This is a genomic window from Campylobacter concisus (assembly GCF_003048535.1).
Taxonomy (GTDB): Bacteria; Campylobacterota; Campylobacteria; order Campylobacterales; family Campylobacteraceae; genus Campylobacter_A; species Campylobacter_A concisus_S.
Genome location: NZ_PIRQ01000003.1, coordinates 116049 through 136734 on the forward strand (window position 1 = coordinate 116049; position 20686 = coordinate 136734).

Genomic DNA, 20686 nt, shown 5'->3' on the forward strand with positions numbered 1-20686 from the left:
TTTAGCATATTACTCTTTTGGCTAAATTTGTCTTTAAAATCGTATTTTGAAAGCAAAATCACATATTGGTCATTTTGATAAAATTTGTCCTACCGGTACTACTCTATAATAATCTATTAAAGATTTCTCGCTGCCGATAACTTGCTTATATCTCCATCCCATCCCTACTATACATCTTGCCTTTTATCTCATTTTTTTATCTCCACAGGCCCATCATCCAGTAGCTTACTAAAATTCGGTATTAAATTGCTTATTTTTAAGATAAAACTAATAACCTTCGTTTTAAAGTTTTCTAATATAGTTAACTTAACCTGTAAATTTTCTATCGTTTCGTCTTTAACTTTTACTTCTCCTTCTAGCTCGGATATTCTTTGATCTTTGCTATTTATAGAAGTTTGTAGTTTAACGATTTGTAGTTGTTTGCTATCGTTGTCTTCTTTTAAGGCATTCTCGTTACTTAGCGACGCCTCCAGCTCTTCGTTTCTTTGTTTCAAAGACTGATTTGTTTTTTCTTTGCTTTCTAGATCTGTATTAGCTTCTTCGAGCTTGCTTTGCAGGGCATCGCTTTGATCGGCTTTTTGTTTTAGTTTATCTATTTGCGCTACGTCAGCTTCAATATTTTCTAATCGGCTTTTTAGTTTATTGTTTTCATCTTCTTTTTGAATTAGCTCGGCCGAGAGGTTGCTTATTTGCAAATTCCTATCTTTTATAATATTGTCTTGATTGTTTAGGTTCGCGTTAATCTCTTTTAGATTTTTATTTTCTTGGATTAGATTTTCATTGGATTGATCCAGCTCGTTATTTTTTGCAATTATCTCACCCTTGTTTATTAGTTGATTCGTTAGCTCGTAAACCCTTTGTTTTAGTTCTACGTCGGTAACTATACTTATATTATTTTGCATTTGATCTAATACTAAATTCGTAAGACTCGTTATAAAAGTCTTATCGTCCTCGATTTCCAATCTCAAATAGTCTTTGCCGAACATAGACTCTTTCTTTTTTATATACTTTCTTGCTTCATCGACTATGGATTGTCTAATTTTATTTTTAAACTTTTGCTCATTACTATACTCTTTTTCGGTTTTGTGCATTTGTTTTATATTTTTATGCCTCATCTTAGAGCCTAGCTCGCCGCGCAATGCTATGCCCTTAAACGCCGCCCCTCCCATTTCTTGCATACTTCTGCCGAATTTTAGCGTTTCGCCCTTGCCGTTAAACCTAAGATTTTTATGGTTTTCAAATTGGTAATTCGTAAAAATAAGCTGATAATGCTTAGTTTTCTCATCGTTGTGCTCAGCGATTAGCAGGCATTTAACGCCGTATTTAGCGCAATAATCGTTTGCAAATCTTCTAACTCTGTCGAGCGAGACCTGAGCGTTGATAAAATTTACTTCGGTTTTATTTAGCCCTTCTTTGGATTCTTTATTCCGATCGGTGCCGAAACTTATGACTATTTCGGAAAACCCGACCATATTTTCTCGCCAACGATTCTTTACCACCTTGCCGTTTTTATAGATTTTAGTTTGGGCTTCGTAGTCGGCCTTCATTTTTTCGTGGTATTTTTTCAAGAGTGCTTTTATATACTTTCTATCGCTAAATTCCCTATCGCTATTAGGCATCTCTCGCATATTGCCGTTATCGTTATATTCGCTAAGCACTATGTATCTATTATTACGGCTGTTGCCTCTAAGATATCCGATCTTAGAGGCGTGCTTAACCTCTCTAACATTGTGCTCATACCTTATAATAGCCTTTTTGAGCGTCAAGAATTCGCTTCTTACACAAAGAACTAGGCTGTGTCCGCCTATTTGAAGAGCATCACTCATTTTTAGTCCTTTTCTTTATTATCTACTATAGAAATTAAGAGCATGTTTTAACCCTTTTTTGAAAAATATAAGTCGCAATGTCCGTTATCGCAAACGCTATGCGAGAATTCTTTGCATCTCCCATTTTGATATAACGTGGAATATCCCTGCTCTGCGATATACGAAGATCAAGAGTGGATATACCAATACCAAGAACCGCTGCGGTTTGCTTTCTGTCTAAAACCACCCTTCCTTTATATTGGCTAGATATGTGCTCAAGAAGCGTTTTGTACTCTACATCGTTATATAGTTCGTTAAGCATCCCATTTTCTCCTTCTGCTTATTCTTATATAACTAATTATATGTACTTTTCATTTACCCTTGCTATTTTGAGTAGTTTTTGGATAGTTTTTGAAAAATTTTTAATACCCTATGATTCCTTAGGGTATTTTAGAGTAATTTAGGATAAAAAATGTTTTCTTGTTTTTAAAAACAAAAATAAAGCATCTTAGATTGACTTAGAAAACATGGCGAGAAATTGGAATATTAAAAAATTTCGGGAACAAATAGGGAACAAATTTTATAAAACTAAGAAAACTTAAAGCTCTTGAAACATTGTAAAAATCGGGGTTTTAAAAGGATTTTTGAATATAAATGGCTCCGGATGCTGGGTTCGAACCAGCGACCAAGTGATTAACAGTCACCTACTCTACCGCTGAGCTAATCCGGAACACTTGAAAAGAGCTCGTATTATAGACGAAAAGATATGTTTTGTCAATAAATTTTAGCTTAATTTATAAAAAATTACGTAGAGCCCAACAAATTTTTATAAAAGGCTAAAGTTAGCCTTTTATAAATCCACTTGCAATAACCTTATCACCATCATACATAACACAAAGCTGACCTTGCGCCACACCAAGCGCATTTTGATTTAGCGTTAGTTTCGCTGTTTTATTCTCTTTATCAACCTCAACAAAAGCATCAAGTTTAGGGCTTCTATATCTTATCTTAGTTTCGCACTCAAATTTATCTTTATCTATAAACAAATTTACGTTTTCAAGCTCGACTACCTTTTGAGCCAAATCATCTTTTGTCCCAACAATGATCTCGTTTTTATCGGCATTTATTTTTATAACGAAATGTGGCTCATGAGCACCAAAAACCTCAAAACCACGACGCTTACCGATAGTATAGTGCATATAGCCTTGGTGGCGGCCGATTATTTTGCCGTCTTTATCAACTACGTTTCCTGGTAAATTTGTATTGTAATGCCTATTTAAAACTTCGATATAGGTATCTTCCACAAAGCAAATTTCACTACTTTCTGCCTGCGTAGCAAATTCTTCAAGCACTTTTACACTTCTTGCAAGCTCTTTTATATCTTTTTTAAATTTATCCCCAAGCGGGAAAATAACATCTTTTAATATCTCTTTTGGCACTTGAGCTAAAAAGTAGCTTTGATCCTTGCTAGGATCTTTTGCACATGTGATAAATCCATCAATAACTTGCACATAATGCCCGGTAGCAAGCTTCTCACAGCCATTTGCCTTTGCAAAATCAAGCAACGCACCAAGCTTTATAAATTTATTGCACAAAGCACAAGGATTTGGCGTCTTGCCCTCTTTATAGAGCTTCACAAAAGGATCATAGACAAACTCGTTAAATTTATCTTGAAGATCCAAAATATGTACCTTTATGCCAAGATACTCGCCCACTTTTTTGACTTTTCTGATGTTTTCTTCGTGATATCCTGGCTTTTGATGTAGCATCATATAGCAGCCTTGCACTTCATGACCAGCTTCTTGCAGAAATTTAGCCGTCATAGTGCTATCTACACCACCGCTCATTGCGACCATTATTTTCATATTTTTTACCTCTTTGAAATTTAAAAGCGGATATTTTATATCTTATTTTTAAATAGTCAAAATTTCGTTTGCGATAAGCTCTAAATCATCGGTGATTTTGTATAAATTTATATCTTCTTTTTTTATTGTTTTTTGGCTAACTAGCGTATTTTTTATAAACTCATCAAGCCCTTGCCAAAACTCGCTCCCAAAAAGAAAAATTTTTACTTTTTTGCTACCAACTTGAGCAAGTACTAAAATTTCAAAAAGTTCATCAAGAGTGCCAAAGCCACCCGGAAAGACGACAAATGCGACTGAACGATCGGTGAGTGCAAATTTTCTTGGGCTTAAATTTGAAAAGAGATATTTTGCTGTGACGTAAGGGTTTGTATTTTGTTCAAACGGAAGTCTCACATTTAGGGCTATGCTTGGCGATTTTGCACTGTCAAAAGCGCCCTTGTTTGCGGCTCTCATTATGCCGTCCCCGCCACCAGTTAAGATGGCATATCCTAGCTCGTTTAGCTTATAAGCTAGTTCATAAGCCTTTTTGCAGTAGAAATTTTCTTCATCAAATCTAGCCGAGCCAAAGAAGGTAACATTTTTATTTTTATATTTTAAGACGTTTGGAAAATTTAAAAGATCGCTAACTAATTCATTATTCATTATTTTAACTGTTGAAGCCTCTCGCGTTTTGAGCCTATCTGAGTGATCTGGATGCCAAAGTTTCCGTCTATTATCACCACTTCGCCAAGGGCTATTACCTTATCGCCGATCAAAATTTCAAGCGGATCGTTTGCTAATTGATTTAACTCGATAACTGAGCCAATATCCATGGTAAGTACATCTTTTAAAAGCATTCTTTTTGAGCCGATACGAACACGAATAGGTAGCCTAACATCCATTATAAGCCCGATATTTCTCATCTCTTCAGCGCTAAAATCGCCCTTAGCTACGTGAGGAGTGCTCGCTGGTGTAGCTGGTGCTTCAGTCTTTGTTGGCTCAAAAAATTTCATCAACGAATGATCGCAAGCAAAACCGATATGCTCGCTTAGATCTTCGATTTTGACATTAAATAAAAATAACTTTTCATAAACACTAAAATCAAGCGAAGAATTTTCATCTAAAAAATTTACATTTATTACTTCAAAATTTATCTTTGGCATGCCCTTTTGAGCGCCCAAAGATGTACTAAAGGCACTAAAAAGGTTTGAAAATATCTCTTTTGCGGCGTCAAGCTCATCACTGCCTAAATTTTCATTCTTTGAAATTTCCTCTTCGCCCATCATCCATTCGCTAATGGCACTTATTAAAACTGGAGTACATACTATCTCTGTTTTAGCATTGATGTCGCCACTTAAGGAGATATTAGCCATCACTACCGGCGGTTTTATGCCATTTTGCGTTGGTGCATCAAATTCATTTCTTTCACCAACCTCTGGAGCTCTGCCCGTAAGTCCTTCGATAGTAGCTTTTAATTCATTAGAAAATATATTAAAAAAATCATTCATCATCTTCGTCGTCCTCTTCTTCTTCCATTTTGCGCTCATTAGCTTCATACGCCATCAGCTTCGCTTTTCGCTCTTCTTCGTATTTTTCTAAGATATTTTTGATCTCATCTTTATCAGAGCGTATTAATTGCTCAATCCTTATAGATTTTCTAAATCTATGAAGCCCAACTTCAGCTAAGAAAACTTCTTTTTTATCGATACAAACGATCGCCTTATCATCAGCTCCTCTATCAAGCCTTAAAATATCGCCTTCTTTTAAATTTAAAAACTCATTTACGCTAATGATCGACTTGCCAAGTATGGCTTCATATAAAATTTCTGCTCGTCCGATAAGTGTTTTTAGCTCTTTGTTTCTACTTTTTTTTGCACTTGTTTCGCCAAGCATAATGTCCCTGTTTGCAAGGCGTGAGAGTATCGGTTCAAGGTAGATGACTGGATAGCATAAATTTATCATACCGCTTGAGCCACCAACTATGATCTCCATAACGACCATGATGACGATCTCATTTTGAGAGACGATCTGCACGACATTTGGGCTACTCTCTTTGGCTTCCACATTTGGGTACATATCAGTTATCATCGACCAGCTCTCTTTAAGACGCTGCATGATCATTCTAAGTACCGCATCAAGCAAATTTACTTCAATGTCGGTTAGTTCTCTATTTGCCTCAAAATTTTCACCAGTTCCGCCAAGCAAACGATCTATCATCGGAAAAGCAATGCTTGGATTTATCTCCAAAACACAGTTTCCATCAAGCGGCTTTATAGAAAAGACGTTAAAGCTCGTTGGACTTGGTAAGCTCATCAAAAATTCGCCATAAGTCATCTGATCAACACTGTGAAGTCTGATCTCGACAATACTTCTCATCACACTAGAAATTTGACTAGCCAAATTTCTAGCAAGCTTGTCATGGATACCTTTTATCGCACGAAGTTGCTCTTTACTAACACGGTTTGGACGCTTAAAATCATAAATAATGATCTGCTTTTGTTCGCCCTGCGATCTCTCTTCGACCTCAATATTACTCGTATCGCCATCTTCATCGACAACTTCAAGTAGCGCGTCTATCTCTTCTTGACTTAAAATATCAGCCATTAAACCCCCAAGCTACGCCTGATACGATCAAGCAAACGTTTATGAATTTGTGAAATTCTACTCTCGCTGATATTCATGATCTGGCTTATCTCTTTTAAATTTAGCTCTTCATAATAATAAAGCTGAACCAACATCTGATCTCTTTCGTCAAAATCTTTTAAAGCTTCTTCTATTTTTAAAATAAGATCTTCTCTTTCAATGCTCTTTTCGACATCGCTTTGACCAATTAGCTCCATTTGCTCGTCTATTGGCAAAATAGTGATAATACCGCTAACGCCTCTTGCCTCTCTTATCTTCTCAATATCTTCATTAAGCTTTTCGGCCAAATACTCATCGCTTGGCTCTTCTTCAAATTCATTAAAGTAGTTATCTATCTCGCTATTTATGCTCTTTACTAGCTTTCTATCGCTTCTGCTAACAACATCAAGCGTCCTTAGATAATCAAGCATAGAGCCATAAATTCTCTTTTTGCCATAACCCCAAAAAGAGTCATTTTGCTCCTTGTCATACTTCCTGCTAAGTTTTATCATCTCTTCAACGCCAATGCTTATTAGGTCATTTGTATCTATACTTGATGGTAGCCTCTCTTTAAGCCTAAACGCCATTGCACGCAGTGCTGGCATATATTTTAAGACGATTTCGTCTTGTTCCTTTTTTATCGTGTTTTTATAAGCGTTAAGCTGCTTTTGCTTTAACTCGTGCATTTCGTTTACCAGAATCAAAATTTTCAGCAGTCATTTTTACCATTATATTTTCCATACGCTTTTCTCTAGTATTTAGCTCAGAGATGAGATAGTCTGCGATCTCTTCGTGTTTTTGTTTGTCAAAAATTTTAGTTAAAGCCCTTTTCACATCGATGTAGTTCATGATAACAATGTGAATTATAAGATAAAAAAACAAAGTAATAACTAGTGTATAAACAAGCATTTCGATAGGCTCACTCACCTTTAGCAAGGTAAAAACTATACCCACAAAAAAACCACAAACCGTAAAAAATGCTATAAAATTTTCTGCACGCAAAGCTCAATCTCCATCAAAATTGTTCTATCAAACGCTTAAAGAAGCCCCCAAAGCTCCTGCTTTGCTCATCGTTAAGCACTTTTCGTTCCAACCTATAAAGTAAATTCGAAGCTATCTGTTTTATCTGAGCGCTAGGCTCAGCATAAGCAGCATCGTCTGTAAAAAGAGTTCGTTGTTTTATACTTCTTGAAACATTCTTGTCAGAAGCCACAAATCCTATAAGCTCTAAATTTAAGCTAGGACCGATATTTGCATTAGCAACACGTTTGATATTTTCATAAATTCTAGTCGCTTCTGCTTCATTTTTTACCATATTTAAAAGCAAAAGCTCACTATTTTTAAACCTTGAGACGATCTTTATGACAGCGTATGCATCAGTTATCGCCGCAGGATCAGGCACAGTCACCACCACGACCTCATCAGCCGCTTCTAAAAATAGCTGCGTGCTACCGCCTATGCCAGCTCCGGTGTCAATGATCAAAAAATCAAGCTCATCAAGCTCGCTCGCCTCATTCAAAAACCTCTCAAATAAAAATTGGTTGTTAAATTTTAAAATTTCATCGCCACTTTCGCCAGGAATGAGTATCAAATTTTTATTTATAGGTATCAAGATATCTTTTAGGCTGCACTCACCTTTTAGCACGTGAAGTAAATTTTTACCCATTTTTACATTTAGGATGACGTCAAGGTTTGCAAGGCCGATGTCAGCATCAAATAGTCCTACTTTGTAGCCATTTTTTGATAAAACATTTGCCAGATTTGCGCTTATCGTACTCTTACCAACACCACCCTTACCGCTAGTTATCGCAATAAAATGCGTATTTTTACTCTTGCTTTGAGACTGGACTAAATTTTGTAATTTTTGCGCTTGATTATTCATCGCTAGCCTTTTGCTTTGTAAAGCCGTCAAACACGCACTCTACTAAAAATTCGCTCTTTGCTTCCACAAGATCATCAGGCACCTCTTGGCCCACGCTAAAGTAGCTAACCGGCGTATTTGTCTCATATATCAGCGAAAAGACATTGCCAAAAATTTTTGTCTCATCAAATTTGGTTATTATAAGTGTGTCGATGTCTAAAAACGAAAATCCATTATAAATTTCTATTAGATCCTCAACCTTTGAGCCAGCCGAAAGAACCAAATTTACATCTATCTTTGCGCCGCTATGCTTTAAAAATTTATCAAGCCTTTCAAGTTTTTCTTTGTCATACTGCGAATTTCCAGTCGTATCAATAAGTATCACATCACAATAATTAAGCTGTTTGATAGCATTTTGAAAGTCATCTATCTCGATAACATCGAGAATAGGTAGCTTCATCATCTTTGCATACTGAAATAGCTGTTCAACCGCTCCGATACGGTACGTATCAAGCGTGATGATACCTGTTTTATAGCGCTTTTCGTTGCCGTAGGCAAAACGAGCCGCTAGCTTTGCAAGAGTCGTCGTCTTGCCAACTCCAGTTGGGCCAACTAGCATCATTATGCGCTGTTTTTTATCGTTTAGCTCTTTTCTGCATGGCAGCATATTTCGCAAAAGCGAGTAAAAGTACCTTTTTACCGCGGTTGGGTTGCTTTTCATCGAAATAGGCAAATTTTCAAGCGTCGTTTGCATGATCGCCTCTAGATGCTCCTCTTTCATGCCACTTTGTTTTGCGAGCTTGTAGATGCTAGCAAACTCAGGTGGGATCGAGAGATTGTTGCGATTTGGGGCTTTTTCGTCCCAGATCATGTCAGTTATGAGCCCTATTTTTTCGCTTAGCACGCTTACTTGCTTTGCCACATCGTCTATTTTTTTATTCATACCATTTGGTATGCTCGACTCTTTATCTTTGACATCATCGATATTTACATTTGCGATCGTGCTTATCTCTTTTGCAGCAGCTGAGATATTTAAAAGCACGCTCTCGTTTGGATCATAAGGCTCGGGTGACGCTGTCTTTGCCTCAAATTTAGCCGGCTCTTCTTTTATCTCAAATTTTGGCTTAGCAGGTTCATAGTTTTTATTAAATTTAGAATAGGCATTTTCGTAATTTATGGCTTTTGTATTTGGTTTTGGGGGTTGCTTCACATCGTCTTCTTCGACGCTTACTAAAATTTCATAAAGCGGTTTTTTATTTATCGTTTTGGCTTGAATCTGTTTTGTAGTAACTAGTATGGCCTTTTCGCCGCACGTTTCTTGAGCCTTTTTCAAAGCCTCGATGGTGCTCTCGCCTGTAAAAGTATGAAATTTTGTAGCCATTTATATCCTTTTAACCTCTCATAAGCCCTAGTGGCACGATCACGCTAAGCCTCTTATCAGCTCCTGGGTGCGGGACGATAAGGCGCGGCGTCTTATAGACTTTTTTACTAAAATACAAAATATCCAGATCAAGCGTACGTGGCGCATTTTTAAATGTCCTCACGCGCTTAAATTTACTCTCATAGTGCCCCAAAATTTTTAGAGTTTCTCTAGGGCTCATAGATGTTTGTAAATTTATAACAGCGTTACTAAAATCATCCTGCGCTTCGTAGCCAAATGCCGCATTTATAAGGATCGGCGAGACTTCAACCACATGAAACCTGCTATCGCTTGTAATCGCTCTTATAAATTTATCAAACCTCTTTGCGCTATCGCCGATATTGCCACCCATGCCAACTAGCGCCTCATACTTAAACTCATCTCTTTTATGAAAAAAACTGGGGCAAAAACGGCTTTTTACGATCTTTCTTGCTCCAGCTAGCCTCATAAAATTTCGCACCCACCTTCTCTTGCGACCACCACGTCTTCGATGCGTACGCCAAATTTATTTTCTAGATAAATTCCAGGCTCCACGCTAAAGACCATGCCCTCTTTTATGAGCGTTTCGCTCCTTGCTGAGATGACTGGAAGCTCGTGTATATCGACGCCCACACCGTGTCCTGTCGAGTGAAAAAAGGCCTTTTCATATCCAGCTCTTGCTATCACACTTCTTGCTGCAAGGTCTATCTCACACGCCCTGACGCCAGCTCTTGCGACCTTTATCGCAGCAGCCTGAGCCTCTTTTACGATCTCGTAAATTTCTTGCATCTTGGCGTTTTTAAATTTTTGCTCCTTTGAGAAGTTAAAATTTTCATCAAAGCAAGCAGTTCTAGTGCGATCAGAGCAGTAGCGCTTAAATTTAACCCCAGCGTCAAGTAGCAACAAATCGCCCCTTTTTAAAATTTTATCCCCAGGCAGCGCATGCGCCTTTGCGGCATTTTCGTTTATCGCTACGATCGGATCAAAGCTAAGACCTAGCTCGTTTTTTTGCCTAAAGATGAGCGAGGCGTTAAAATGAAGCTCTTTTTCGCTCATCCCTTCGCCATTTTCACGCACAAATTTAGCAAATTCATCAAAGCATTTCGCCCCAAATTCGCTAGCCTTTTTTAAAATTTTTATCTCATCTTCGCTTTTGCAAATTCTCTTTAGCCTAGAAAAATTTGCCTTTGGCTTGAAATTTATCTTAAACCCCTTGCTAAGCGCGTTAAATTCACTTAAGCTTAGCTCATCAGGGTTAAAAACGAGACTGCTTGGCTTCATTTTTCTTAAAAATGCCCTAACCTCGTTTATTAAATTTCTCTGCGCCAAAAGAACGACCACGCCTGCATTTACGCAGCTTTTTGCCTCGAAATAATACCTAGCGTCCGTGAAAAAGTATTTCACGCCATCAACGCATAGCAAAAACTCATTGTCGCAGCTGTAGCCGCACTCGTAAAATACGGCGTTTTCGTCCTTTAAGATAAAATTCATTGTGCTTTTTGATTTGCTCTTACTGCTTTGATTTGCTCAAAAATTTGAAGCATGCCTATCATCGCTAAATGATAGCCAACTGGTCCAAAGCCCACGATCTGGCCTGCAGCAACTGGCGCGATAAGGCTTTTGTGACGGAATTCTTCTCTTCTATAAACGTTACTGATATGCACCTCGATAACTGGCAGCGCAACCGCACTTAGCGCATCACGGATGGCAATAGATGTGTGAGTGTAAGCGGCTGGATTTATGATGATGCCGTCAGCATCGCCCAAGCACTCTTGGATCTTATCGACTAGCTCGCCCTCAAGGTTGCTTTGAAAAAACTCGATCTCAACGTCATTCTGATCTGCAACGATCTTCATTTGAGAGTGGATATCCTCCATCTTCATAACACCGTAAATTCCTGGCTCTCTAGCGCCAAGCATGTTGATATTTGGGCCTTGGATAACCATTATTTTTAGCTTCTTATCCATGTCACTCCTTTTTAATTAAATAGCCCAAATTATACATTTTCGTTCCTAAATTTTCGCTACAATAACAAAAATTTAAGGCTCAAATGTGGAAATTTTAAAAGCGAAAAAAATAATCACTGGCGGAGAAAATCCAAAAATTTTAAGGAATTCTTGTGTTGTTATTGAAAATGATAAAATTTTAGAAATTACAAGCGAAAAAGAGGCGCAAAAAAAATTTAAAGATGCAAAAATTTACGACTTTGGTGAGAGCGTAATCGCCCCAGCGTTCGTAAATACGCACGTTCATTTGGAGTTTAGCTCAAACGTTAGTGCACTAAAATATGGCGATTTTATAAAATGGCTTGGCTCTATCGTTGATAAAGGCGGCGAGCTAGCTAAAATGGACGCTAAAAAAGCGATGAGTGAAGCTATAAATTCGCTGTTAAAAAGCGGAGTTTGTACCATTGGCGAGATATCTAGCTTTGGCTCGGAGCTTGAAATTTTAGCCGCTAGTCCGCTAAAAGTCGTACTTTTTAGTGAAATTTTAGGCTCAAATGAGCAGATGGTTCAGCAAAATTTGCAAAATTTCTTAGCTAAATTTGAAAAAACAAAGGGCTATAAAAGTAAAAATTTTACCCCAGCTATCTCGCTACACTCGCCCTACTCTGTGCACCCCAAGCTCGCCAAAGCCGCTCTTGAAATGGCTAAAAAAGACGATCTTCTTGTAAGCACGCACTTTTTAGAGAGCAAGGCTGAAAAGCAGTGGCTAAAGCGTGGTACTGGCGGCTTTAAAAAGCATCTTTTAAGATTTAGCCCTGATCCAAAGCCGATGTATGATGCGAAGAGCTATTTTGAGATGTTTCGTGAGATAAATACTCTCTTTACGCACTGCGTTTATGTAAGCGATTTTGCTAAATTTAAGCCTCATCACAGCGTGACACACTGCGCGGTTTCAAACAGGCTACTTGGCAAAAAGGCGCTAAATTTAAAAGAAATTTTTAAAAATGATATCAGCTTAAATATCGGCACAGACGGCCTTAGCTCAAATATCAGCCTAAATTTTTGGCATGAGCTAAGAGCTGCTTTATTTACCCACGCTAGCCTTGATCTAAACGAGCTTGCCACTAGGCTTTTTGTCGCTGCAACGCACGGGGGCGCAAAGGCACTTAGGACAAATAACGGTGAGATAAAGGCAGGACGCACGGCTGATCTTGCCGTCTATAGCGACCTAGAGTGCGATGACAGCGAGCTAATTTTGCAGCTCATACTTCACACAAATGAAGCCAAAAAACTATATATCGGAGGCAAAATTTGCAAATTTTAAGGCTTATTTTTAGAGGAATTTTGGGAATTTTTAAATTTATCAACAACTACTTTAAGGCGCTCATATTTTTACTGATCTTATTTTTCGTATTTGCGCCAGATGGTAAGATGAAAGAGCCAAATTTAGCCCGCATCGACATCACAGGCACGATAATGGACACAAGCGAAATTTTAGATGCACTCGAAAAAGCAAGGCTGGATAGCAATATCAAAGGCGTGCTACTCTACATCGATAGCCCAGGCGGTGCGCTAAGTCCAAGCGTAGAGCTAGCCATGGCGGTTAAGAGGCTAAAAGAGAGCAAAAAAGTGCTCGCATACGCAGCTGGTAACATGGCAAGTGGTAGCTACTACGCTGGCGTAAATGCTGGTACTATCGTAGCAAACCCGGGCGCTTTCATAGGCTCGATCGGCGTCATCATGCAAGGGGCAAACATCGAAAATTTAGCCAAAAATTTAGGCGTGAGCGAGCAGGTGGTGAAGGCTGGCGAGTTTAAAGAGGCTGGCACCTTTATGAGGAGCTGGAGCAAGCAGGAGCGTGAGAGCTTGCAAGGGCTCGTAAATGATGCTTACATGCTATTTGTAAGCGATGTGGCAGAGGCTAGAAATTTAGACATCAATAAAAAAGACGAGTGGGCAAACGCAAGAGTATTTTTAGCTCACAATGCCCTAAAAATGGGACTGATAGATAGCCTTGGCAGCTACATGGACGCTCAAAACGAGCTAGTAAAAATGAGCCTCGTAGATGAGCCAGTTTGGCAAGAAAAACCGCAGATCGAAAAGATAATGGAGAAATTTACAAAGCAAGGCATAAACTCGCTTTTTAATGCATTTTTTGAGACAAAGCTCAAATAATCAAAGCAATACATGGCTAATCAAAGCAAAAGATCAAGGCGGGGATAAACTGCATATCATAGTATAAATTTAGCTCATGCTTTGCAAAAATTTTTTGGCTATATTTTTTAGCTTAAACTCGTAAAGTAGATTTTGGATTTTGTCCGTTGATTTTATATCCAAACCAAGATCATTTGCTAAAATTTTGTAATAAATTTGCGGGCTATCTTTTAGATTAATTGGTGGTGATTTTGAGCTTTTTGAGAGCTTTTTGCCATCTTTTAAAAGTAGCTTATGATGAATAAAATTAGCATTAAAAAAGTTAAAATTTAGCCTTTTTGCAAGGTATCTTTGAGCTAGCGTGCAAGCCTTTAAATCCTCACCTCTAACAACCAAATTTATACCCATATCCTCATCATCTATCACGCTTGCAAAGTTGTAAGCTGGCGTAAAATCTTTTTTATAAATTACAAAATCGCCCATCTGCGCTGATACAGCCTTGCCAAGCTCATCGTATTCGTCAATGCTTAGCCTAATGACAGTATTGTCTTTTATAAATTTTAGATTTTTATTTTTACAAATTTTAGTGTAAATGCCGTTTATGTAGGCATTTTTTGTAGTCCTTGAACACTCACAGATATAAATTTCATCTAGTTTTTCAAGTACATCTTCGTATCTTTTAGCTCTTACTTTAAAGCTAAAATTACGCTCAAAGTCACTTACGCTAATTGGACCTTTATCGTATTCAAGCCCTAAAAACTCTAAAACATCAAAGATATTTTGAACAAATTCTTGCCGGTATCTACCAAGGTCATAGTCATCGATGCGTAAGTGCAAAATACCATTTACCGAACGTGTCAAAAGATAAGTTAGGATGAAGTTATAAGCATTGCCAGCATGCAAAAAACCACTAGGTGTAGGAGCTATGCGGGATGCTATGCCACCATTTGGTGGCAAATAGTCATTAATCCCTTGGTCTGGCCTCATTTACCCTTAAAGTACGTCCGCCTAGTTCTTTTTCATTTAGTGCGTCTATAGCTTTTTGTCCCTCATTTGCATCGTCCATTTCAACAAAGCCAAAGCCTTTTGAGCGATCAGTTTCTCTATCTTTTACTATTTTTGCTCGCCTTACTTCACCAAATTGTGCAAAGGCTTCCTTTAATTCTGCCTCTGTCGTTCTATACGACAAATTTCCTACATAAATATTCACAGGAGTATTCCTTAAAAAAATTACCGATTTATTCGGTTAGTGTGATAATAGCTAATTTTCGTCAAAAAGATGTAAAAAATCAAAAATTTATTATATTTTTTTGAAAAATATTCTTAAAAGATACAAACTCGTATATATAGAGCTTCTATAACTATTACTAAATAAAATCTAATCTTAAGTTTAAAAAGAATAATTAAATAAAAAATTATTTTATCTTTATAAGCTATTTATAAAGTAAATCATTCTTTACTTTAAGATACGCTTCATCGCCAAGTAAATTTTTAACTATAAAAAGTACAAATTCCATTGAAAAAGCAGGACCCTTTGCAGTAATAATATTTTGATCCCTCAATACACTCTTACTGCTATCATAGCCCCTTTTATCACTTCTTACATTTTCTTCAAATCCTGGATAACAAACAAAATGATCTTTTAGTACACCAGCACTCTCAAGCACCATAGGAGCAGCACAAATGGCACAAATAAGCTTATTGCTTTTATCAAAATTTTGCAAAATTGCTTTGAGTCTTGTATCGTTTGCTAGATTGCTAGCTCCTGGAAGTCCGCCAGGAAGGACGATCGCATCGTAGTCTAGCTCCTTCATTTCGCGAAGTGTCACATCAGCTTTTACGCATATATTGTGACATCCTTTGATATTTACGTCATTTAGCCCAACAATAGAAGCTATCGCTCCAGCTCTACGTAAAACATCAACAGAAGTTAGCGCTTCTATCTCCTCAAATCCATCAGCTAAAATCACAGCAACTTTTTTCATAAATTTATCCTTTCAAGTAATATGTTTTATTTGTTAAGTAAAATTTTATATAATATTGGCTTATTTCACAAGAAAGGACAGAGCATGCAAGTAAAAATTATTTACTGCAACTCTTGAAACTATCGTCCGGTAGCTTCTCGTGTAGAAGATGAAATAAAAGCGAACTTTAGTGATGCAAGAGTCGAAAAGGTTATAGGTGGTGGTGGAAATTTCATCGTCGAGGTTGATGGAGATGTTATATTTTCTAAGAAAGATCGCATCGGAAATGATGAAGCGAGATTTCCTCACGGTGAAGAGATCACAACTCTTATAAACAAATATCTTAAAGAAAAGTCGGCTTAATGCTAGCTACCGAGACGGGAAACCGTCTCGTTTTTTCCCATTTTAACTTACAATTCTACTATCTTGATATGAAAATTTTATAGTTAAAGCATTAGCCTATCTCGCTCAAGAATTTTGTTATTTTATATATTTTTTGATTCTTAAAGATTTTACTAGCTGATGTTTGGCCATATTTGATTTTTATAGAGTATAAAAATTTTTGTGCATTCTATGCTAGTGCTACTTGAAAATTTACAATGTATGAAATGAAGTTTTTGCTAAAGCCAATACCTTTTAAATAGTGACTTTAGCTAAGTATTAGGATTACTAAACGTAAATTTAGTAAAAAGATTAAGCTGCTTTATTTATTTGCACGCTCGATATACTCGCCGCGAACGGTATCAACACGGATAACTTCGCCCTCAAGTACGTGAAATGGTATCTGAACTACCGCACCACTCTCAAGAGTAGCTGGCTTTTTACCGCCTTGCGTATCACCCTTGAAATTTGGTGGAGTCTCAACTATCTTTAGCTCAACTACTTGTGGTACTTCAACGCCGATCGCATTGCCATTGTGAAATAAAATTTCAACCATCATGCCATCGATCATCCATTTTTTTACATCACCCACATCCTCATCGCTGATAGCAACTTGCTCATAAGTAACTGTATCCATAAACTGACAATACTCACCATCATCATAAAGATACTGCATCTCTTTTTCTTCAAGATGTGGTTGCTCGCATTTATCGCCTGCGTGAAAAGTCTTTTCAAGCACTTTTCCGTCGATAAAAGATTTGATTTTCGCACGAACAAAAGCTGCACCTTTGCCCGGTTTAACATGTTGATATTCTACGATTTTATAAGGAACGCCATCGATCTCGATCTTTAGCCCTTTTTTTAGATCACCCATTGAATATGAAGCCATTTTTTATCCTTTCAAAATTTTATATAACTGCGTATTGAGCCCAAACGCAAGCTTCAAGTGCGTTTAGTCTCTCTAACGTTTCTGCTTTTATATGTTCATCAACCAAGATGACAGCAAGTGCCATATTGTGATCATCTCTACCAAGGCGGAAGTCTGCGATATTAATTTTTTCATCAGCCAAAATTTTACTAATCTGAGCGATAACGCCTGGCACGTCGTGGTTTTTAAAGATGATCATCTTACCTTTTGGCTTAAAGTCGGTCTTAAATCCATTTATCGTTACGATGCGTTGCTGATTTTCACCAAACACCGTTCCACCTACGGTTACAATGCCATTTTCAGTAGTTAAGCGAACGGTAATTTTATTTTTAAAAATGCTATCTCCACCAAGGCTAGTTTCGGTCACTATACCTTTTTCATCGCATAAAAATTTAGCATTTACATAATTTATCGCATCACCAAGACTCTCTTTTAAAGCACCTACGATTGCAAAAGTTAGCATTGAATTTGCATATTCGCTGATTTGACCGTGAGTCTCGATACGAATGGCCTTGATAACGCTTTTATTTATCTGTGCAGCAAGAAATGCCATCTTGCTTGTAAGATCGATATAAGGCTCAACAAATGGCGGTAGATCTTCTGTTTTTATAGGTAAATTTAATGCATTTGGATAGCTTATACCACGTGCTGCTAAAATAGCTTGTTCGACTGCCTCAACTGCGATATTTCGCTGTGATTCAAGAGTATTTGCTCCAAGATGTGGGGTGACACTTACATTATTTAGATCAAGAAGTGGATGATCAGTTGCTGGCTCTCTTGTAAAAACATCAATACCAGCAAATGCTATCTTGCCACTTTTTAGTCCTTCATAAAGTGCTTCTTCGTTATAAAGACCGCCTCTAGCGCAGTTTATAAGTCTTACACCATCTTTCATTTTTGCGATCTCTTTGGCGCCGATCATATTTGTTGTCTCTTTAGTCTTTGGCGTATGTATCGTGATAAAATCACATGCTAAAATATCATCAAAATTTTTAGTATAAGTACCGCCCATGTCGATAACTTTAGATGGGTCAATATATGGATCATAAGCGATGATCTCCATACCAAAAGCTTTTGCACGAACAGCTACTCTCGAGCCAATATTTCCAAAGCCGATCACGCCAAGCTTTTTCTTAAAAAGCTCAACCCCATACCACTTCTCGCGTTTCCAAATTCTATCTAGTTTTAGATCGTTGTGAGCGTATTCAAGAGATCTAGCTGAAGCTAGCATATGCGCCATTGTTAGCTCAACCGCGGCAATAGTGTTTGCAGTTGGAACGTTCATAGCTATTATGCCACGCCTTGAGCATCCTTCTATATCGACATTATCTACACCAACACCAGCTCTAACGATAGCTTTTAGTTTTTTACCAGCGTTTAAAAAGGCCTCGTTTACTTCAGTTGAGCTTCTTGTTATAGCAACATCAGCCTCGCCTAAAATTTTTAAAAGTTCATCTTTGGGCGTATTAACTGCGTCTATTACGTTTATATCTTGCTCTTTCTTTAAAAGTTCAAAACCTACTGGATGTATCGCATCGCAAACAATGATAGTCTTCATAATTTTACCTCTCTCACACTTGAGTGGATATCATAAACTCTTAGTTCTAAAATGATATTTTGTAGAAGCTTAGAGTCTTGAGTATTTAAAAATATCTGGCTTTTTGCACCATCTTTTACAACAGTAAAATCAACCTCACTTTTTCTTAAAGTCTGCATCAAACAAAACATTGAATAGATATCATTTTTATCTATCAAAAGCTCATATGCAGTAATCTTTGGTTTTTCTATTTTGGGTCGGTTGTATTCTATAAAAATTTCATTTACAGGCAGCACATAATCTCTTTTTCTAATAGTTGCTAGCTCACTCATCCAGTTAATATTGCTGGTTGTATTTTTGGTTAAATTTTGCTCATTTGTGATATTTTCTTCATGTATCTGGCTGAAATTTACACTTGCAAATTTAACAAGAGAAATTCCAACCAAACCCAATATTACAAATAGCAGGACAACTACTAATAAAAGTATGCGTCTGCCCATTTAAACTAAAGTAATTGTTCTTTTATGATATCGCCAAGTGTTACTTTATCATCGTTATCATTGATCTCATTTAACACTTCACGCTCTTTTTGTTTTGCTAAACGGCGTATGCTCAGGCGAATTCTATTTTTCTTCTCATCGATAAATGCAATAGCTGCTTCGATCTCATCGCCGATCTTAAGTGTGCCAACATCTACACTGCCTAGATCTTCTTTGCGGATCAGTGCATCAACGTTATCACCAAGCTCTACAAACACGCCAAAGTCTTTAATATCGCGAATTGTTCCTTTTACGATATCACCTACATTAAATTTATCAGCAAATGCTTGAACTGGGCTTTGTTTTAGGTCTTTTAGGCTAAGTGAAACTTTTTGTTCAGCGCTATCGATTTTGATGATTTTTACTTCAAGCTCATCACCAGCTTTAAACATATCTTTACATTTATCGTTTCTATCCCAAGATGCATCTTCATTATGCAACAAGCCTTCAATACAACCCACTCTAACAAATGCACCAAAATTTGTGATAGTTGTCACAACGCCTTTTACTACGTCGCCCTCTTTGTGTTTTGCCTTAAACTCATCAAATGGCTTTGGAAGTAAATTTTTAAGGCTTACTCTTAGGCGGTGTCCTTTAGCATCTATCTCAATAACCTCAACATCAATCTCTTGACCTTCATTGATGTGATCTTTTGGATTTTTGATATTTTTATCCCATGAAATTTCAGATATATGCAAAAATCCTTCAATATCATTTCCAAGATCAACAAATGCGCCATAAGGCTCGATATTGCTAACTGTAACTTTGATAGTGTCACCAACCTCTAGTCCATCATTTATGATCTCTTCCCAAGGATCTGGAGTAGCTGCCTTGATAGATAGAGACAAGTGGCGTTTTTCGTTGTCATAGCTGATAACTTTAACTAAAACTTTATCACCTTCTTTATATAGTGAGCTAGGGTTTACTGGGCCTTTATAACTTATCTCACTGTAATGCACAAGCCCATCAACTCCACCAACATCAACAAACATACCATAAGTTGTGATTTTTTTAACTGTACCCTCTATAACGCTATCATTTTCTACTATGCTTGATAGAGCTTCTTTACGCTTTTTGCGGTCGTCATCTAAAATTTTCTTTCTAGAGACAACTATGCTATTTTCTTCTTTATCAATTTTTATAACTCTTACTTTATATGTTTTACCAATTACTCCTTCAGCATTTTTAAAGCCACTGTGAGTTTTTGGTAAGAAAAATTCCACGCCATTTACATCTTGAGTGATAAAGCCACCTTTATTTTTTCCAACTACTTTTACGTCGATTTCGCCAGAATTTTCAGGATCGTAAGCTTCGATGAAAGCTTTAACTTTCTCTTTTCTAAGTGCTTTTTTGTGCGACACTATAGGTCTTCCATTTCTTGATCCAGTTATTACAACTTTGATCGTATCGCCAACTTTATGCGTCAGGTTGCCATTTGCATCAGTGATCTCAGAAACATTTAAAATGCCTTCTGACTTCTTGCCAACGTCAATTAAAACCTCATCGCCATTGATACTGACGATCTTTGCGTCACTATCTTCTTCAGTCTTTTTAAAAGACTCCTCTAACATCGCAGCAAAATCGATATCTTCGATATCTTCGTCTTTTGCTTTTCCTAATTGAACACTTTTGTTCACAGCCATCTTGATCCTTTAAATTTTATTATGCCAGTAGAGGCAAATTAGCTTATTATAGTTAATTGTGGC

Annotated in this window: 23 protein-coding genes and 1 tRNA gene; 3 read left to right on the top strand and 21 right to left on the bottom strand. The window is 37.3% G+C overall.

Going from position 1 to position 20686, the window contains the following annotated elements:
- Positions 1-188: 188 nt before the first annotated feature.
- The 14 genes from CVS93_RS03925 to aroQ form a co-directional block, all read right to left on the bottom strand.
- A complete protein-coding gene (locus CVS93_RS03925) occupies positions 189-1826 on the bottom strand; it encodes a hypothetical protein (RefSeq protein WP_234400082.1) in 1638 nt (545 codons plus the stop codon).
- 34 nt (positions 1827-1860) lie between these two features.
- Complete coding sequence (locus CVS93_RS03930) at positions 1861-2127, bottom strand: hypothetical protein (RefSeq protein WP_107686653.1); 267 nt, start codon at positions 2125-2127, stop codon at positions 1861-1863.
- A 333-nt stretch (positions 2128-2460) separates the two neighbouring features.
- A tRNA-Asn gene (locus CVS93_RS03935) sits at positions 2461-2535 on the bottom strand.
- A 112-nt stretch (positions 2536-2647) separates the two neighbouring features.
- A complete protein-coding gene (mnmA, locus tag CVS93_RS03940) occupies positions 2648-3670 on the bottom strand; it encodes a tRNA 2-thiouridine(34) synthase MnmA (protein WP_107686654.1) in 1023 nt (340 codons plus the stop codon).
- 48 nt (positions 3671-3718) lie between these two features.
- A complete protein-coding gene (locus CVS93_RS03945) occupies positions 3719-4312 on the bottom strand; it encodes a TIGR00730 family Rossman fold protein (RefSeq protein WP_084040958.1) in 594 nt (197 codons plus the stop codon).
- On the bottom strand, positions 4312-5160 hold the full coding sequence (gene fliY / locus CVS93_RS03950; RefSeq protein WP_087576723.1) for a flagellar motor switch protein FliY: 849 nt from the start codon (positions 5158-5160) through the stop codon (positions 4312-4314). Before fliY ends, CVS93_RS03945 begins: the two co-directional genes overlap by 1 nt.
- On the bottom strand, positions 5150-6253 hold the full coding sequence (gene fliM, locus CVS93_RS03955; protein WP_054196277.1) for a flagellar motor switch protein FliM: 1104 nt from the start codon (positions 6251-6253) through the stop codon (positions 5150-5152). The genes fliY and fliM overlap by 11 nt, the downstream gene beginning before the upstream one ends.
- Positions 6253-6957: an RNA polymerase sigma factor FliA gene (locus CVS93_RS03960; RefSeq protein ID WP_107686655.1), complete on the bottom strand. Its 705-nt coding sequence runs from the start codon at positions 6955-6957 to the stop codon at positions 6253-6255. Before CVS93_RS03960 ends, fliM begins: the two co-directional genes overlap by 1 nt.
- A complete protein-coding gene (locus tag CVS93_RS03965) occupies positions 6929-7273 on the bottom strand; it encodes a hypothetical protein (RefSeq protein WP_021090750.1) in 345 nt (114 codons plus the stop codon). Before CVS93_RS03965 ends, CVS93_RS03960 begins: the two co-directional genes overlap by 29 nt.
- Positions 7274-7286: 13 nt before the next feature.
- Complete coding sequence (locus CVS93_RS03970) at positions 7287-8153, bottom strand: P-loop NTPase (RefSeq protein WP_107686656.1); 867 nt, start codon at positions 8151-8153, stop codon at positions 7287-7289.
- Entirely contained in the window at positions 8146-9513 is a 1368-nt protein-coding gene (gene flhF, locus CVS93_RS03975) for a flagellar biosynthesis protein FlhF (RefSeq protein WP_107686657.1), read from the bottom strand. Before flhF ends, CVS93_RS03970 begins: the two co-directional genes overlap by 8 nt.
- A 10-nt stretch (positions 9514-9523) precedes the next feature.
- A complete protein-coding gene (folK, locus tag CVS93_RS03980) occupies positions 9524-10000 on the bottom strand; it encodes a 2-amino-4-hydroxy-6-hydroxymethyldihydropteridine diphosphokinase (RefSeq protein WP_107686658.1) in 477 nt (158 codons plus the stop codon).
- Positions 9997-11022 carry an aminopeptidase P family protein gene (locus CVS93_RS03985; RefSeq protein ID WP_107686659.1) on the bottom strand — a complete coding sequence of 342 codons (1026 nt, stop codon included), beginning with the start codon at positions 11020-11022 and terminating at the stop codon, positions 9997-9999. Before CVS93_RS03985 ends, folK begins: the two co-directional genes overlap by 4 nt.
- Positions 11019-11498, bottom strand: a complete 480-nt coding sequence (gene aroQ, locus CVS93_RS03990; protein WP_004317604.1) for a type II 3-dehydroquinate dehydratase — start codon at positions 11496-11498, stop codon at positions 11019-11021. Before aroQ ends, CVS93_RS03985 begins: the two co-directional genes overlap by 4 nt.
- Before the next feature lie 85 nt (positions 11499-11583).
- On the opposite strand from aroQ, the gene CVS93_RS03995 reads away from it, so the two are divergent.
- Together CVS93_RS03995 and sppA are read left to right on the top strand one after the other, a co-directional pair.
- A complete protein-coding gene (locus tag CVS93_RS03995; RefSeq protein ID WP_107686660.1) occupies positions 11584-12801 on the top strand; it encodes a metal-dependent hydrolase in 1218 nt (405 codons plus the stop codon).
- Positions 12789-13652, top strand: coding sequence for a signal peptide peptidase SppA (gene sppA / locus CVS93_RS04000; protein WP_107686661.1), 864 nt, complete (start codon positions 12789-12791; stop codon positions 13650-13652). The genes CVS93_RS03995 and sppA overlap by 13 nt, the downstream gene beginning before the upstream one ends.
- A 69-nt stretch (positions 13653-13721) precedes the next feature.
- Here the strand turns inward: sppA and CVS93_RS04005 are convergent, their stop codons facing one another.
- The 3 genes from CVS93_RS04005 to CVS93_RS04015 all read right to left on the bottom strand — a co-directional run bounded on the left by CVS93_RS04005 (position 13722) and on the right by CVS93_RS04015 (position 15616).
- Positions 13722-14618 (bottom strand): glutamate--tRNA ligase family protein, encoded by an 897-nt coding sequence (locus CVS93_RS04005; protein WP_107686662.1) that lies wholly within the window; start codon positions 14616-14618, stop codon positions 13722-13724.
- Positions 14596-14841 (bottom strand): RNA recognition motif domain-containing protein, encoded by a 246-nt coding sequence (locus CVS93_RS04010; RefSeq protein WP_009294719.1) that lies wholly within the window; start codon positions 14839-14841, stop codon positions 14596-14598. Before CVS93_RS04010 ends, CVS93_RS04005 begins: the two co-directional genes overlap by 23 nt.
- Positions 14842-15064: 223 nt before the next feature.
- Positions 15065-15616: a DJ-1 family glyoxalase III gene (locus CVS93_RS04015; RefSeq protein WP_107686663.1), complete on the bottom strand. Its 552-nt coding sequence runs from the start codon at positions 15614-15616 to the stop codon at positions 15065-15067.
- Positions 15617-15700: 84 nt separating this feature from the next.
- Here CVS93_RS04015 and CVS93_RS09995 point away from each other — a divergent pair, with 84 nt between their 5' ends.
- A complete protein-coding gene (locus CVS93_RS09995) occupies positions 15701-15958 on the top strand; it encodes a SelT/SelW/SelH family (seleno)protein (RefSeq protein ID WP_265094306.1) in 258 nt (85 codons plus the stop codon).
- A gap of 340 nt (positions 15959-16298) precedes the next feature.
- On the opposite strand, the gene efp is transcribed toward CVS93_RS09995, so the two are convergent.
- Genes efp through CVS93_RS04040 form a run of 4 tightly spaced genes read right to left on the bottom strand, consistent with a single transcriptional unit; the run spans position 16299 to position 20623 of the window.
- Entirely contained in the window at positions 16299-16865 is a 567-nt protein-coding gene (gene efp / locus CVS93_RS04025) for an elongation factor P (RefSeq protein ID WP_021090997.1), read from the bottom strand.
- Between the two features lie 19 nt (positions 16866-16884).
- Entirely contained in the window at positions 16885-18465 is a 1581-nt protein-coding gene (serA, locus tag CVS93_RS04030) for a phosphoglycerate dehydrogenase (RefSeq protein ID WP_223154202.1), read from the bottom strand.
- Positions 18459-18941 (bottom strand): hypothetical protein, encoded by a 483-nt coding sequence (locus tag CVS93_RS04035; protein ID WP_085657675.1) that lies wholly within the window; start codon positions 18939-18941, stop codon positions 18459-18461. The genes serA and CVS93_RS04035 overlap by 7 nt, the downstream gene beginning before the upstream one ends.
- 5 nt (positions 18942-18946) lie before the next feature.
- Positions 18947-20623: a 30S ribosomal protein S1 gene (locus CVS93_RS04040; protein WP_107686664.1), complete on the bottom strand. Its 1677-nt coding sequence runs from the start codon at positions 20621-20623 to the stop codon at positions 18947-18949.
- Positions 20624-20686 lie beyond the last annotated feature (63 nt).

Excerpts from the sequence above, each read along its gene's own strand:
- flhF (WP_107686657.1), bottom strand. The coding sequence starts at position 9,513 with ATGGCTACAAAATTTCATACTTTTACAGGCGAGAGCACCATCGAGGCT.
- folK (WP_107686658.1), bottom strand. The coding sequence starts at position 10,000 with ATGAGGCTAGCTGGAGCAAGAAAGATCGTAAAAAGCCGTTTTTGCCCC.
- CVS93_RS03930 (WP_107686653.1), bottom strand. The coding sequence starts at position 2,127 with ATGCTTAACGAACTATATAACGATGTAGAGTACAAAACGCTTCTTGAG.
- efp (WP_021090997.1), bottom strand. The coding sequence starts at position 16,865 with ATGGCTTCATATTCAATGGGTGATCTAAAAAAAGGGCTAAAGATCGAG.
- CVS93_RS03945 (WP_084040958.1), bottom strand. The coding sequence starts at position 4,312 with ATGAATAATGAATTAGTTAGCGATCTTTTAAATTTTCCAAACGTCTTA.
- CVS93_RS03970 (WP_107686656.1), bottom strand. The coding sequence starts at position 8,153 with ATGAATAATCAAGCGCAAAAATTACAAAATTTAGTCCAGTCTCAAAGC.
- aroQ (WP_004317604.1), bottom strand. The coding sequence starts at position 11,498 with ATGGATAAGAAGCTAAAAATAATGGTTATCCAAGGCCCAAATATCAAC.
- fliM (WP_054196277.1), bottom strand. The coding sequence starts at position 6,253 with ATGGCTGATATTTTAAGTCAAGAAGAGATAGACGCGCTACTTGAAGTT.
- CVS93_RS03960 (WP_107686655.1), bottom strand. The coding sequence starts at position 6,957 with ATGCACGAGTTAAAGCAAAAGCAGCTTAACGCTTATAAAAACACGATA.
- CVS93_RS04035 (WP_085657675.1), bottom strand. The coding sequence starts at position 18,941 with ATGGGCAGACGCATACTTTTATTAGTAGTTGTCCTGCTATTTGTAATA.
- CVS93_RS04040 (WP_107686664.1), bottom strand. The coding sequence starts at position 20,623 with ATGGCTGTGAACAAAAGTGTTCAATTAGGAAAAGCAAAAGACGAAGAT.
- CVS93_RS04005 (WP_107686662.1), bottom strand. The coding sequence starts at position 14,618 with ATGAGGCCAGACCAAGGGATTAATGACTATTTGCCACCAAATGGTGGC.
- CVS93_RS03985 (WP_107686659.1), bottom strand. The coding sequence starts at position 11,022 with ATGAATTTTATCTTAAAGGACGAAAACGCCGTATTTTACGAGTGCGGC.
- fliY (WP_087576723.1), bottom strand. The coding sequence starts at position 5,160 with ATGATGAATGATTTTTTTAATATATTTTCTAATGAATTAAAAGCTACT.
- mnmA (WP_107686654.1), bottom strand. The coding sequence starts at position 3,670 with ATGAAAATAATGGTCGCAATGAGCGGTGGTGTAGATAGCACTATGACG.
- CVS93_RS03925 (WP_234400082.1), bottom strand. The coding sequence starts at position 1,826 with ATGAGTGATGCTCTTCAAATAGGCGGACACAGCCTAGTTCTTTGTGTA.
- CVS93_RS04015 (WP_107686663.1), bottom strand. The coding sequence starts at position 15,616 with ATGAAAAAAGTTGCTGTGATTTTAGCTGATGGATTTGAGGAGATAGAA.